General features: G+C 56.0%; 13 protein-coding genes. 8 read left to right on the top strand and 5 right to left on the bottom strand.

Features of this window, described 5'->3' with window-relative positions:
- Positions 1–73: 73 nt before the first annotated feature.
- The 7 genes from pstC to KHQ23_RS12530 all read left to right on the top strand — a co-directional run bounded on the left by pstC (position 74) and on the right by KHQ23_RS12530 (position 7606).
- Positions 74–1033 (top strand): phosphate ABC transporter permease PstC, encoded by a 960-nt coding sequence (gene pstC, locus KHQ23_RS12560; RefSeq protein ID WP_004145004.1) that lies wholly within the window; start codon positions 74–76, stop codon positions 1031–1033.
- The gene (pstA, locus tag KHQ23_RS12555; protein WP_004151547.1) at positions 1033–1923 is read left to right on the top strand and encodes a phosphate ABC transporter permease PstA; all 891 of its coding nucleotides are present in this window, start codon (positions 1033–1035) and stop codon (positions 1921–1923) included. The genes pstC and pstA overlap by 1 nt, the downstream gene beginning before the upstream one ends.
- A 47-nt stretch (positions 1924–1970) precedes the next feature.
- A complete protein-coding gene (gene pstB / locus KHQ23_RS12550; protein WP_004145006.1) occupies positions 1971–2744 on the top strand; it encodes a phosphate ABC transporter ATP-binding protein PstB in 774 nt (257 codons plus the stop codon).
- Between the two features lie 50 nt (positions 2745–2794).
- Positions 2795–3520, top strand: coding sequence for a phosphate signaling complex protein PhoU (gene phoU, locus KHQ23_RS12545; protein ID WP_004145007.1), 726 nt, complete (start codon positions 2795–2797; stop codon positions 3518–3520).
- 477 nt (positions 3521–3997) lie between these two features.
- Positions 3998–5632: a carbohydrate porin gene (locus KHQ23_RS12540; protein WP_004150305.1), complete on the top strand. Its 1635-nt coding sequence runs from the start codon at positions 3998–4000 to the stop codon at positions 5630–5632.
- Positions 5633–5670: 38 nt separating this feature from the next.
- The gene (locus tag KHQ23_RS12535) at positions 5671–6837 is read left to right on the top strand and encodes an alpha/beta hydrolase-fold protein (RefSeq protein WP_004145104.1); all 1167 of its coding nucleotides are present in this window, start codon (positions 5671–5673) and stop codon (positions 6835–6837) included.
- Between the two features lie 49 nt (positions 6838–6886).
- Positions 6887–7606, top strand: a complete 720-nt coding sequence (locus tag KHQ23_RS12530) for a glucosamine-6-phosphate deaminase (RefSeq protein WP_038992249.1) — start codon at positions 6887–6889, stop codon at positions 7604–7606.
- A gap of 79 nt (positions 7607–7685) precedes the next feature.
- Here KHQ23_RS12530 and yieH read toward each other — a convergent pair whose 3' ends face one another.
- Positions 7686–8351: a 6-phosphogluconate phosphatase gene (gene yieH, locus KHQ23_RS12525; protein ID WP_004145102.1), complete on the bottom strand. Its 666-nt coding sequence runs from the start codon at positions 8349–8351 to the stop codon at positions 7686–7688.
- A 169-nt stretch (positions 8352–8520) separates the two neighbouring features.
- Here yieH and KHQ23_RS12520 point away from each other — a divergent pair, with 169 nt between their 5' ends.
- Complete coding sequence (locus tag KHQ23_RS12520; RefSeq protein ID WP_004145100.1) at positions 8521–9858, top strand: NCS2 family permease; 1338 nt, start codon at positions 8521–8523, stop codon at positions 9856–9858.
- Positions 9859–9903: 45 nt separating this feature from the next.
- Here KHQ23_RS12520 and KHQ23_RS12515 read toward each other — a convergent pair whose 3' ends face one another.
- The 4 genes from KHQ23_RS12515 to KHQ23_RS12500 form a co-directional block, all read right to left on the bottom strand.
- Positions 9904–10470 (bottom strand): NADPH-dependent FMN reductase, encoded by a 567-nt coding sequence (locus KHQ23_RS12515; RefSeq protein WP_004151543.1) that lies wholly within the window; start codon positions 10468–10470, stop codon positions 9904–9906.
- A gap of 36 nt (positions 10471–10506) precedes the next feature.
- Entirely contained in the window at positions 10507–11082 is a 576-nt protein-coding gene (locus KHQ23_RS12510) for a 4'-phosphopantetheinyl transferase superfamily protein (RefSeq protein ID WP_004145098.1), read from the bottom strand.
- Between the two features lie 309 nt (positions 11083–11391).
- Entirely contained in the window at positions 11392–12351 is a 960-nt protein-coding gene (gene yidZ / locus KHQ23_RS12505) for an HTH-type transcriptional regulator YidZ (RefSeq protein WP_004211197.1), read from the bottom strand.
- Positions 12326–13504: an MFS transporter gene (locus KHQ23_RS12500; RefSeq protein ID WP_211776958.1), complete on the bottom strand. Its 1179-nt coding sequence runs from the start codon at positions 13502–13504 to the stop codon at positions 12326–12328. Before KHQ23_RS12500 ends, yidZ begins: the two co-directional genes overlap by 26 nt.
- Positions 13505–13563: the final 59 nt, after the last annotated feature.

Raw genomic sequence — 13563 nt, 5'->3', positions numbered from 1 at the left:
TCAGACTGTAGGCCCGGGAGCCAACGCCACCGGGCATTTATTCGAACAAGTTTTAATACGTAAAGAGTAATCTATGGCTGCAACCAAGCCTGCATTTACCCCTCCGGGGAAAAAGGGTGACATGATTTTCAGTGCGCTGGTAAAACTGGCTGCGCTGATTGTGCTATTGATGCTGGGCGGCATCATCGTTTCCCTGATCATCTCTTCCTGGCCGAGCATTCAAAAGTTTGGCTTTGCCTTTTTGTGGACCAAAGAGTGGGATGCGCCTAACGAGATCTTCGGCGCGCTGGTCCCGATTTACGGAACCCTGGTCACCTCTTTTATCGCGCTGCTGATCGCCGTTCCGGTGAGCTTCGGCATCGCGCTGTTTCTGACAGAATTGTCCCCCGCCTGGCTCAAGCGTCCGCTGGGCATTGCGATTGAGCTGCTGGCGGCAATCCCGAGCATCGTGTACGGCATGTGGGGCCTGTTTATTTTCGCCCCGCTGTTTGCGACTTACTTCCAGGAGCCGGTCGGCAACGTTCTGTCGACCATCCCGTTCGTCGGCGCGCTGTTTGCCGGCCCGGCGTTTGGTATCGGTATTCTCGCCGCTGGCGTCATTCTGGCCATCATGATCATCCCTTACATCGCCGCGGTCATGCGCGATGTTTTCGAACAGACCCCGGTGATGATGAAAGAGTCGGCCTATGGCATCGGCTGCACCACCTGGGAGGTGATCTGGCGCATTGTCTTACCGTTCACCAAGAATGGGGTGATCGGCGGGGTGATGCTCGGTCTGGGCCGCGCGCTGGGTGAAACCATGGCGGTCACCTTTATCATCGGCAACACCTACCAGCTCGACAGCATCTCGTTGTATATGCCGGGGAACAGTATTACCTCCGCGCTGGCTAATGAGTTCGCCGAAGCGGAAACCGGCCTGCACGTGGCGGCGCTGATGGAGCTGGGCCTGATCCTGTTCGTTATCACCTTTATCGTTCTGGCCGCGTCGAAGTTTATGATTATGCGCCTCGCGAAGAATGAGGGGGCACGCTAATGGCGACCATTGAATTGCAAACTACCGCCGAACTGGCGGAGTCCCGTCGCAAGATGCAGGCCAAACGCCGCATGAAGAACCGTATCGCTCTGGCGCTGTCGATGGCGACCATGGCGTTTGGTTTGTTCTGGCTTATCTGGATCCTGATGGCGACGATAACCCGCGGTTTCGACGGCATGAGTCTGGCGCTGTTCACCGAAATGACGCCGCCGCCGAATACGGCGGGCGGTGGACTGGCTAACGCCCTCGCCGGCAGCGGCCTGCTGATCCTGTGGGCAACCGTATTTGGTACGCCGCTGGGTATCCTCGCCGGAATTTATCTGGCGGAGTATGGCCGCAAGTCGGTGCTGGCGGAAATCATCCGCTTTATCAACGACATTCTGCTTTCCGCGCCGTCTATCGTGGTGGGTCTGTTCGTCTACACCATCGTGGTGGCGCAGATGCAACACTTCTCGGGCTGGGCGGGCGTTATCGCGCTGGCGCTGCTGCAGGTGCCTATCGTTATTCGTACCACCGAAAACATGCTGAAGCTGGTGCCGGATAGCCTGCGTGAAGCGGCCTATGCGCTGGGGACGCCGAAGTGGAAGATGATCTCGGCGATCACCCTGAAAGCCTCCGTCTCAGGGATTATGACCGGGATCCTGCTGGCTATCGCCCGTATCGCCGGGGAAACGGCGCCGCTGCTGTTCACCGCGCTGTCCAACCAGTTCTGGAGCACCGACATGATGCAGCCGATTGCTAACCTGCCGGTGACCATTTTCAAATTTGCCATGAGTCCGTTTGCGGAGTGGCAGCAACTGGCATGGGCCGGGGTGTTGATTATCACCCTGTGCGTCTTGCTGCTGAACATCCTGGCGCGCGTTATCTTCGCCAAGAAGAAACACGGTTAATTTTTTGCGGCGCAGCAACTGCTGCGCTGAATGAGGAAGAGATTGAGATGAGTATGGTGAATACAGCTCCGGGTAAGATTTCAGTTCGTAACCTGAACTTCTACTACGGCAAATTCCATGCCCTGAAGAACATCAACCTGGATATCACCAAAAACCAGGTGACGGCGTTTATCGGTCCGTCAGGCTGTGGTAAATCCACCCTGCTGCGCACGTTCAACAAGATGTTTGAACTGTATCCGGAGCAGCGCGCGGAAGGTGAGATCCTGCTGGATGGCGACAACATTCTGACTAACACCCAGGATATCGCCCTGCTGCGCGCTAAGGTTGGCATGGTGTTCCAGAAACCAACGCCGTTCCCGATGTCCATATACGACAATATCGCCTTCGGCGTGCGCCTGTTTGAAAAGCTGTCCCGTGCCGATATGGACGAGCGCGTGCAGTGGGCGCTGACCAAAGCCGCATTATGGAACGAAACCAAAGATAAACTGCACCAGAGCGGGTATTCTCTCTCCGGTGGTCAGCAGCAGCGTCTGTGCATTGCCCGCGGTATCGCGATCCGCCCGGAAGTGCTGCTGCTTGATGAGCCGTGCTCCGCGCTGGACCCGATCTCCACCGGGCGTATCGAAGAGCTGATCACCGAGCTGAAACAGGACTACACCGTCGTTATCGTGACTCACAACATGCAGCAGGCTGCGCGTTGCTCCGACCATACGGCATTTATGTATCTTGGCGAGCTGATTGAGTTCAGCAACACGGATGACCTGTTCACTAAGCCCGCGAAGAAACAAACTGAAGATTATATTACTGGCCGCTACGGTTGATTTGCCCTTGTGCTTTCAGGCTCTCACCAGTTGGGCAATCAGGAGACACCATGGACAACCTAAATCTTAACAAACATATTTCCGGCCAGTTCAACGCTGAACTGGAGTATATCCGCACCCAGGTGATGACCATGGGTGGGCTGGTGGAACAGCAGCTCTCTGATGCCATCACCGCCATGCATAACCAGGACAGCGATCTGGCGAAACGCGTCATCGACGGCGACAAGCAGGTCAACATGATGGAAGTGGCTATCGATGAAGCGTGCGTGCGCATCATCGCCAAGCGCCAGCCTACCGCCAGCGACCTGCGCCTGGTGATGGCGATCATCAAGACTATCGCTGAGCTGGAACGCATTGGCGACGTGGCGGATAAAATCTGCCGCACCGCGCTGGAGAAGTTTTCCCAGCAGCACCAGCCGCTGCTGGTGAGCCTCGAATCGCTGGGCCGCCACACGGTGCAGATGCTGCATGACGTACTGGATGCGTTTGCGCGTATGGATCTCGACGAAGCGGTACGTATCTATCGCGAAGATAAGAAAGTCGACCAGGAGTATGAAGGCATCGTGCGTCAGCTGATGACCTACATGATGGAAGACTCGCGCACTATCCCCAGCGTCCTGACCGCGCTGTTCTGCGCGCGCTCCATCGAGCGTATCGGCGACCGCTGCCAGAATATCTGCGAATATATTTTCTACTTCGTCAAAGGTCAGGATTTCCGTCACGTTGGCGGCGATGAGCTGGATAAACTGCTCGCTGGCAAAGATCCGAAAGAGTAATAATCATTCTGTCTAATTCTGGTAAATGGATTTATCAGAATTAGATATGTTTTACCCCGCGGCAGCGAGATTGCTGAGATTATCGTCACAATTAACAATCTGCCCGTTTGAGTTATTCATTTTATCGCGTAACAATCAGCTGCCACTCACTGAGTTTTAACGCTCAGGATGGTTTAAACGGATTGTGACTGCGACAGCAGGCAAAACCTGATATTGCTCCTGGGGGCGATATCAGGTTTTTTGTTTTATGCGGGCCAATAATGGCTGAATGAGGGTTGCTACCGCGATGCGCGGGCAAAACCTGAAGAGGATTATCTGCCAAGGCAGATGGTCTTCTTCAGGTTTTTTTGTTTTTGTCTAACCGCAAAAATAACAGCCGTCGCGACGTCAAACGGTATGGATACGGCTATTAGCACCGGCACGGAATAGGGTTGTTGTCGTGTTTTATTTACGCCAATGATTATATAAGGGAATATTATGATGAGAAAAAACAGGATCGCTTCGGCGATAGTCTTGCTGGCGCCACTTTGTTATTCAACTAATCTGCTAGCGAGCCAGTTGACGGTGGAACAACGGCTTGAGCTGCTGGAAAAAGCGCTCAAAGACACGCAAAAAGAGCTCAAAAAATACCAGGACCAGGAAAGAAAAAGAGACCAGATTTGGGCCTCATGGTCTCCTCCTGCGGAAGGTCAGAAGCGCAAGACCGGGGGGGCGACCGCCGGGCCGAAAACGGCGGTTAAACCGGATGCGGTGCTGGTTAAAAATCAACAACCTGTCACCGATGGCGCGCCAGCCTACAGCGCGATGACGCTGAAAGACTTTAGCAAGTTCGTGAAAGATGAAATTGGCTTTAGCTATAACGGCTACTTCCGTTCCGGCTGGGGGACCGCCTCGCACGGCTCGCCAAAATCATGGGCGATCGGTTCGCTTGGCCGCCTGGGCAATGAATATTCCGGCTGGTTCGATCTGCAGCTGAAGCAGCGGGTGTTTCAGGAAGGCGATAAACGCGTCGACGCCATCGTGATGCTCGACGGGAACGTCGGCCAGCAGTATTCCACTGGCTGGTTTGGTGACAATGCCGGCGGCGAAAACTACATTCAATTCTCGGATATGTATGTTAACACCAAAGGGTTCCTGCCGTTTGCGCCGGAAGCCGATTTCTGGGTCGGCAAACACGGGGCGCCAAAAATTGAAATCCAGATGCTGGACTGGAAAACGCAGAGAACCGATGCGGCGGCCGGCGTAGGGCTGGAAAACTGGCAGGTGGGCGCCGGGAAATTCGATATCGCGTTGATTCGCGAAGATGTCGATGATTATGACCGTTCTTTAAGCAATAAGCAGCAAATTAACACCAACACCCTGGACGTTCGCTACAAAGAGATTCCGCTGTGGGATAAAGCCAGCCTGATGGTTAGCGGACGCTATGTCGCCGCCAACCAAAGTTCCTCTGAGAAATATAAAGAGGGCAATGAAGGTTATTATCCGTGGAAAGATACCTGGATGGCTGGTACCTCGTTAACGCAGAAATTTGCTAACGGCGGCTTTAACGAATTCTCTTTCTTACTGGCCAATAATTCTATTGCCAGCAGCTTCTCACGCTATGCCGGATCCAGCCCCTATACCACCTTTAATGGCCGCTATTATGGCGATCATACCAATGGCACCGCCGTGCGCTTAACCTCGCAGGGGGAAACCTATTTACGCGATGACGTTATTATGGCGAATGCCATCGTCTACTCTTTTGGTAACGACGTCTATAGCTACGAAACCGGAGCCCACTCCGATTTTGAATCTATCCGTACGGTTCTGCGACCGGCTTATATCTGGGATAAATATAACCAGACCGGCGTCGAGCTGGGGTACTTCAAACAGCAAAACAAAGATGTTACCGGCAAGAAATATAACGAGTCCGGCTACAAGACCACGCTGTTCCATACCTTCAAAGTCAATACCAGTATGCTGACCTCGCGCCCGGAAATTCGTTTCTATGCCACCTATATTAAAGCGAAGGATATTGACCTGGATAAGGCCGCGAATAATACCACCAGCATTTTTGAAGACGGGAAGAACGATCAGTTTGCCGTGGGGGCGCAGGCGGAAATCTGGTGGTGAGACGATAACTGAACGGACACAACGAAAGAGGAACAACGATGAAACGACATGCAATTTATTTCGCCCTGGCGCTGGCGGGCGCGGCGTTTACCCTCCAGGCGGCGCCATTACCCGCGATGCCGGACCCAAGCCTGCCGGTGAGCCACTTTATCACCCAGGTTAACGCGGATAAGAGTATCACTTACCGCTTGTTTGCCCCTGATGCCCGGCGGGTCTCGATAGTGACTGGCGCCACGCCGGACTCCTTTGTCTCGCACGACATGACCAAAGCAGCGGACGGAGTCTGGACATGGAAAAGCGAGCCGATGAAGCCCAATCTCTATGAATACTATTTCGATGTGGATGGCTTCCGCTCGGTAGATACCGGCAGCCGCTATCAGAAGCCGCAGCGCCAGGTGAACACCAGTTTGATTCTGGTGCCGGGCAGTATTCTTGACGATCGGGAGGTTGCGCATGGCGATCTGCGCACCCTCACCTATCACTCGAAGGCTCTGAACGCCGAACGTCGTCTCTATGTCTGGACGCCGCCGGGCTATAGCGGAACCGGCGATCCGCTGCCGGTGCTCTATTTCTATCATGGCTTTGGCGACAGCGGCCTGTCGGCCATCGATCAGGGGCGGATCCCGCAAATCATGGATAACCTGCTGGCGGAGGGCAAGATTAAGCCGATGCTGGTGGTGGTCCCGGATACCGAAACCGATATCCCGGAAGCGGTCGCGGAAAACTTCCCGCCGCAGGAGCGGCGCAAAACCTTCTATCCACTTAATGCGCAGGCGGCGGATAAAGAGCTCATGCAGGATATTATTCCGCTGATCGATGCCCGATTTAACGTGCGTAAAGATGCCGACGGTCGGGCGCTGGCGGGCCTCTCGCAGGGCGGTTATCAGGCGCTGGTTTCCGGAATGAATCATCTGGAGAGCTTTGGCTGGCTCGCCACCTTTAGCGGCGTTACGACTACCACGGTGCCGAATGCCGGCGTGGAAGCGCAGCTGAAGCAGCCTGACGCGATCAATAAGCAGCTGCGTAACTTTACCGTGGTCGTCGGGGAAAAAGATTCTGTGACCGGTAAAGACATTGCTGGTCTGAAAAGCGAGCTGGAAAAACAGCAGATTAAATTTGATTACCACCAGTATCCCGGCCTGAACCATGAAATGGACGTCTGGCGCCCGGCCTACGCCGAGTTTGTGCAAAAACTGTTTAAATAACCTTTAGGGGGCCTTCAGCCCCCGTTTTGTGCTTGTGAAGGACGACAAGATGAAAATGATTGTGACCGAAGATTATGAAGAGATGAGCCTGGTCGCCAGCCATCATGTTCTGGGCTATATCACGGTGCCGCGGCGGGTGAATCTGGCGGTGACGGCGGGGAGCACGCCAAAGCGGATGTATGAGCATTTGACCGCCGCCGTGACAGGCAAAGCATTCTATGATCGGGTGCACTATTACAACTTCGATGAGATCCCTTTTCGCGGCCAGTCGCGAGAAGGCGTCACGATATCTAATTTGCGCCAGCTGTTTTTTACCCCGGCGCAGATCAAAGAAGAGAACATTCACAAGCTGACGCTGGACAACGCCGCTCAGCACGATCGCCAGCTGGAAGAGGCTGGCGGTCTGGATCTGATGGTGCTGGGGCTGGGGGCCGACGGCCATTTTTGCGGCAACCTGCCGAATACCACCCGCTTTCATGATCAGACGGTCGAAGTGCCGATTCATGGGGAAATGATTGCTCTTATCGCTAACAGCGAGATGGGCGGGGATATCTCGGCAGTACCAAACAGCTATGTCACCATGGGGCCGAGAAGCGTGATGGCGGCGAAAAATTTATTGCTAATTGTCAGCGGTGCGGCAAAAGCGCACGCGTTAAAGCAAGTGGTGGAAGGTCCGGTCAGCGTGCAGGTGCCGGCTTCAGTGCTCAAATTGCACCCTTCACTGGTGATTATTGCCGATAAAGCGGCGGCGGCGGAATTGCAGCAATAAAAAGCCGCTAGTTCTATTCCCCGCTTACGCAGATGCATAGCGGGGGGGCATCGATGCCAACGTGCCGCTCACCAGGCCCTTAACGCGTGATATCCCAGCCGCGCGCCTGCCACAATGCCGGCAGCTCTGCCAGATCGGTAAAGGTCGTCACTTTGGGATGATCGATCGGCTGGTTGTGCGGATCGGCGCAGAAATAAAACACTTCCATGCCGGCGGCAATCCCCGACTGAGCGCCGGCGCTGGAGTCATCCACCAGAATACAGTTTTCGGCTTTTACCTGCATGGCCTCTGCCGCATGAAACATCAGCGCCGGGTCGGGCTTCCAGCGCTGAATATCGTAGCCGCTGTACAAGCGGTCAGTGAAATGGCGCAGCAGGCCGGTGCGTCCGAGCGAGTGCTGCATCTTACTGACTGGGCCATTGGAAACCACGCACATCGGGACGCTTACCGCATCCAGCAGCGCCTGGGCTCCGGGAATCACCTCCAGCTCGCTATCGAACAGGCGAGCGACCTCCGCCCGGTAAATCGGCTCCAGGGTGGCCTTTTGCAGATTAACGCCATACTCAGCGTTGATGGTGTCGATAATTTCGTACAGCTTCACACCTTTGAAGCGCTTAAAAATCTCGGCGAGGTCCAGCGTAATGCCGAATTCCTGAAACATGTGAACGTAGGCGCGGGAGCAAATCACCTCGCTGTCGACCAGCGTGCCGTCACAGTCAAAAAATACTGCTTCTGGTTGAGTCATAGCCTTTCCATATTAACAAGTTTAACGTTTTCGTAATGCTCAATGCCGCGACGCAATCGTTGCCGTATAAGCAAAATAAATGAAAAAAATTACCATACAACCGCGCCTGGTGCCGTAATTTGGTATAGGATAGCCTCGAATTTTCCCTCCTTACGTTCGGAAACCGATAATGAGTCAACAACAAACCAGCCAGTCTTCTGGCCAGGGTCTGCTGGAGCGCGTATTTAAGCTGCGCGAGCACGGCACCACGGTGCGCACCGAAGCCATCGCCGGTTTCACCACGTTCCTGACGATGGTGTATATCGTTTTTGTTAACCCACAAATTCTTGGCGTAGCGGGCATGGATACCAGCGCCGTGTTTGTGACCACCTGTCTGATTGCCGCTTTCGGCAGTATCCTGATGGGTCTGTTCGCGAACCTGCCGGTCGCCCTGGCGCCGGCGATGGGCCTGAACGCCTTTTTCGCCTTTGTGGTGGTGCAGGCGATGGGGCTGCCGTGGCAGGTGGGCATGGGCGCCATCTTCTGGGGCGCCGTGGGCCTGCTGCTGCTGACCATCTTCCGCGTACGTTACTGGATGATCGCCAATATTCCGCTTAGCCTGCGTGTAGGTATCACCAGCGGTATCGGCCTGTTTATCGGCATGATGGGCCTGAAAAACGCCGGGGTGATTGTCGCCAATCCGGAAACGCTGGTCAGCATTGGTCATTTGACTTCCCACAGCGTACTGCTGGGCGTGCTGGGCTTCTTTATCATCGCGATTCTGGCGTCGCGCAACATTCACGCCGCGGTACTGGTCTCTATCGTTGTGACCACCCTGCTGGGCTGGATGCTGGGCGACGTGCATTACACCGGGATCGTCTCGGCGCCGCCGAGCGTGGCTTCGGTGATTGGTCAGGTCGATCTGGCGGGTTCCCTGAACCTGGGCCTGGCCGGCGTGATCTTCTCCTTTATGCTGGTCAACCTGTTTGACTCCTCCGGGACGCTGATTGGCGTGACGGATAAAGCGGGTCTCGCGGATGCCAACGGTAAATTCCCGCGCATGAAGCAAGCGCTGTTTGTCGATAGCGTCTCGTCGGTGGCGGGCTCCTTCATCGGTACCTCGTCGGTGACGGCCTATATCGAATCTTCTTCCGGCGTTTCCGTGGGCGGGCGTACCGGCCTGACCGCCGTTGTCGTTGGTATCCTGTTCCTGCTGGTTATTTTCCTCTCTCCGCTGGCGGGGATGGTTCCTGGCTATGCCGCCGCGGGCGCGCTGATATACGTCGGCGTGCTGATGACCTCCAGCCTCGCGCGCGTGAAGTGGAGCGACCTGACCGAGGCGGTGCCTGCGTTCATCACCGCAGTGATGATGCCGTTTAGCTTCTCGATCACCGAAGGTATCGCCCTGGGCTTTATCTCTTACTGCGTGATGAAGATCGGTACCGGCCGGCTGCGCGAGCTCAGCCCGTGTGTGATTATCGTTTCGCTGCTGTTCGTGCTGAAAATTGTCTTTATCGATGCACATTAATCCGCACGCATGATGAAAAAGCCCGGCATCGCTGCCGGGCTTTTTTTATGCTTTAACCCGCCGAATATAGTCGCCGAAAGCGGTCAGTTGGCCGCGCAGATGGTCGAGGGTGCTTTGATCGACCACTTCACCCGCCTGCGGATCCACTTTGTTCTGGATGACGCCGCCCATAAATTCCGGTTTATTCATTACCATCGCATCAAGGAAGACCAGAATCTGCCGCAGATGATACTGGCAGCGCGCACCGCCGATGGCGCCCATTGAGCTGGTCTGAATCAGTACCGGTTTGCCGGACAGCGGCTGCTCGGGCAGGCGTGACAGCCAGTCGATGGCGTTTTTCAGGCCGCCAGGCACGGAATAGTTATATTCTGGAGTGACTATCACTACCCCATCCGCCTCGCGGATCTGTTGCGCAATCTCCTGCACGCGCTGCGGAAAACCTTCTTCCTCCTGCATATCAGCATCGTACAGCGGGATATCACCGATCGACGGCAGCGCGGAGATATCCATGCCCGCTGGCGCGATGCCGGGCAGGGTGCGCGCGACCATTCCATTAAACGACCCTTTACGCAGGCTGCCGAGTAACGTAACCACTTTCAAGGTATCTGACATGATTGCTCCTTTGGATCATGATGCCGGCAAGACCGGTCAATTGAGGGATAAGGTTTTTTCCATGGGTAAGCTGGTAAAGCGCATCAGGCGGGCTGACGGTTCGCGTGCGCGCTGCTGCGCATCCGCCAGGCTGCGCCAGTCACCTCCCTTAGCATCATATTCCCAGACCTTCAGCGAGCCGATGTTCGGGGTTGCGGCAATGGACCATACCAGCAGCGATTCGGCGTCACATACCGCTTCGATTGGCTGACTGCCGGCGGTGCGCAGGCGGCCAGAGCCGGGCAGCAGCTGCAGCTGCGTTGATGCTTCGCCGGTCAGCTTTAGCACGCTGCGGCGCAGCGCTACCAGCTGGCTGCGCGCTTCGTCCGGATCATGCTGTATGTTAATCCACAGATTCTCATTGTTGCTGAAATTGTGCCGGTCGGCGTCGTGGCTGCGGACAGTGCGCTGCAGTTCCATGTCGAGGCCACAATCCCCCTCGGTGGTGAGGGCAACACCAACGATATTGCCAGTATAAGCGATCGAAAAGCGGGGGAGTTGGCGATCGCTAAAAACCGGTCGGCCATTCGCTTCGTTGATGATTTCAGGCAGCTCGCTGATGCCGTAAAGCATAAACAGCAGCTCGGCAAGCAGCGAGCGCGACGCGCAAAAGCGAGCCTGGCGATATGTCGGGAGAAGACGTGCGGATTGATGACAGGCCGCTGACAAACGTGTCGATAGCGGCTCCCCGGTACTGAGTATCCCTCTTGCAAAATGCGTTGCCATACGTCGCTCCGTGAGTAATGGTCTGGATAAAACTGCGGGCGCTATTATCGCCTGGTATTAACAGGTTTTAATGCCGAAATCCCCCATTGAAAAGGGAATTTGTTTGAATTTTACAAATTCTTGCGCAAATAAGGTGCTATGGGCACGAAACAAGGCTTAAAGCGTACCGGAATAGAGCGCTTTCAGCGTATCTCTAAGCCAGACAAGCTTCGGGTTGTAGCTGTTGCGCTTATGCCATAGCAGGGTGAAGGGAACGCGCAGCTTTTCCAGATGCTGCGCCTCCAGGGGGAGCGGCCGGGAGACGAGCGGCAGCTGGTGCTGCTGATTATAGTGCTGACAGTAGCGCGGCGCGGTGGCCAGCATGGTGTGCTGCGGCTGAGCGGCCATAAAAAGTGATTGCTCAAACCCCGGCACGGTCAGCGCCACGTTACGCTTATACCCCAGCTCCTGCAGCACGTCGTCCAGGGCCCAGGTATCGCGTTGTTCCCAGCAGATAGTGATATGCGGATAGCGTAAGAATGCCGCCAGATCCCACTCTTCCCTGAGCGCCGGATGATCGGCGCGCAGCCAGACCTGCGGTAGGTCGGTGAACAGTACATCAAAATCGATATACCACGGCAGCAGGCTCAGCAGCTCACGCGACTGCGGATGGCTTTCGCGTCCGCAGAAGCCGATATCCACCTCACCGCGGATGATGGCGTCCAGGGAGTCGTAGTCCCAGTTGCGCAAACGAATCAATGCCTGCGGATAGCGCTGATAGATGCGCTGAGAGAGGGTGTTAAACAGGATCATCAGCAGCGGCGCTTCCGCCGCCAGTTCGAATTTGAGGCCGCTGGGCATGGTATGGTGCGGTTTATCGAGGATTTGGTTGCCCATCTGCATCCAGTCCGCCAGATCCTGCTCCATGCTGCTGACCAGCGGCGTGGGCGCCAGGCCCAGCGGGGTTTTCACAAACAGCGGATCGTCAAACCAGGCGCGCAGTTTGGCCAGCGACTTGCTCACCGCTGACGGCGAAACGTTCATCCGCTTCGCCGTACGGGTAACGCTGAGCTCCTGGGTCAGGAGCTGCAGGCAGAGGAGTAAATTAAGATCAAGACTCGACAGCGGCTTCTTCATCGTATTGCGCAACCCGCGGCGGGGTGACGACCAGTAACAAAACAAGCCTCACTATGCTACAGGCAATGAGTATCCCGATCAGCATATTCATTGCGCTGAGTCCGATGATGGCGGCGAGCCAAATCCACAGCGATGAACCGCACACCTGCGCGATGCCGAGGACCGAGCTGGCGACGCCCGCGCGCAGCGTGAACGGCCCCAGCGCCTGGCTCATCGCGACGCCGAACCCAACGGAGAAGCCGGCGCAAATCATGCCCAGCCCGATCAGGGTGACGGCCTGGCGAGTGGCGAGGCTCAGCGTCACGCCTGCCGCCAGAAACAGCACCTGTGAGGTCAGCATTAAGGTGCGGGGATTAAACAGCGACAGGGCGAACGGCGTTGAGAAGGAGACCGCCATGCTGATCATCGCCATCAGAGCCATCGCCATTGAGTAAGTTCCCCGGTCGAACCCCATCTCTTCCATCATTAGTACCGGCGAGACGTTAACGTAGGTCAGGATCACCGTCACGCTGAGGGTGGTAATGAGTAAGCGGCTGAGGAAAAAGCGGTTCAACAGCGATTCGCCAGCGTCATGCTGCGGTGACGCTGCCTGCGGAGGCGCCGTCGGCCGCGTTTCACGCAGGATAAAGACCGACAGCACAGCGATCATGACGCCCATGCCGGTCATCGTGTAGAACAGGCTCTGCCACGGATATTTCAGCATAATCAGGTGGCCAAGCACCGGCGCCAGGACGGGGATAATGCAGGTGATGCCGTTGAGCAACGACAGCACCTTGGCGCGGCGACGGTCGTCCAGCGTATCGCGCAGGATAGCGAAAGCCACCACGTAGCAGCTGCCGGCGCCGATCCCCTGGATAAAGCGTCCGATGAGGAAGTGGCTGCTGGTATGCGCCTGGGCGCAGAGCAGGGAGGCGATAACAAAGATCGCTGCACCTACAATAGCGACAGGCTTACGCCCCGAGCGGTCGGCGATGCGGCCAGCAAACAGCATCGCGGAGGCCATACCGGCCAGATAGACCGAGAAGGCGATATGTAATTGCGCCTCGCTGGCCCCCAGGTCCTGAGCAATACGCGGCAGGCCGACCAGATACATATCGATGCCGGAGGGGTAGAGCAGAACCAGGGCAAAGCTGCAGAGAAGAAAGCGTGTCATGGGATCCTCGCGATGTGAATGGCGTTCAGCATAGTGAGGAACGCGCCGTAAGACGAGTT

The sequence above is a fragment of the Klebsiella sp. 64 genome (assembly GCF_018223915.1).
GTDB lineage: Bacteria > Pseudomonadota > Gammaproteobacteria > Enterobacterales > Enterobacteriaceae > Klebsiella > Klebsiella pneumoniae.
The sequence above is the reverse complement of the archived record's forward strand: the minus strand, read 5'-3'. Positions and strand labels throughout refer to the sequence as shown.

Bases quoted from the DNA above. Each gene is read 5' to 3' on its own strand.
- KHQ23_RS12540 (WP_004150305.1), top strand. From the start codon at position 3,998: ATGATGAGAAAAAACAGGATCGCTTCGGCGATAGTCTTGCTGGCGCCA.
- KHQ23_RS12530 (WP_038992249.1), top strand. From the start codon at position 6,887: ATGAAAATGATTGTGACCGAAGATTATGAAGAGATGAGCCTGGTCGCC.
- KHQ23_RS12535 (WP_004145104.1), top strand. From the start codon at position 5,671: ATGAAACGACATGCAATTTATTTCGCCCTGGCGCTGGCGGGCGCGGCG.
- yidZ (WP_004211197.1), bottom strand. From the start codon at position 12,351: ATGAAGAAGCCGCTGTCGAGTCTTGATCTTAATTTACTCCTCTGCCTG.
- KHQ23_RS12515 (WP_004151543.1), bottom strand. From the start codon at position 10,470: ATGTCAGATACCTTGAAAGTGGTTACGTTACTCGGCAGCCTGCGTAAA.
- yieH (WP_004145102.1), bottom strand. From the start codon at position 8,351: ATGACTCAACCAGAAGCAGTATTTTTTGACTGTGACGGCACGCTGGTC.
- KHQ23_RS12500 (WP_211776958.1), bottom strand. From the start codon at position 13,504: ATGACACGCTTTCTTCTCTGCAGCTTTGCCCTGGTTCTGCTCTACCCC.
- pstA (WP_004151547.1), top strand. From the start codon at position 1,033: ATGGCGACCATTGAATTGCAAACTACCGCCGAACTGGCGGAGTCCCGT.
- phoU (WP_004145007.1), top strand. From the start codon at position 2,795: ATGGACAACCTAAATCTTAACAAACATATTTCCGGCCAGTTCAACGCT.
- KHQ23_RS12510 (WP_004145098.1), bottom strand. From the start codon at position 11,082: ATGCTTTACGGCATCAGCGAGCTGCCTGAAATCATCAACGAAGCGAAT.
- pstB (WP_004145006.1), top strand. From the start codon at position 1,971: ATGAGTATGGTGAATACAGCTCCGGGTAAGATTTCAGTTCGTAACCTG.
- KHQ23_RS12520 (WP_004145100.1), top strand. From the start codon at position 8,521: ATGAGTCAACAACAAACCAGCCAGTCTTCTGGCCAGGGTCTGCTGGAG.
- pstC (WP_004145004.1), top strand. From the start codon at position 74: ATGGCTGCAACCAAGCCTGCATTTACCCCTCCGGGGAAAAAGGGTGAC.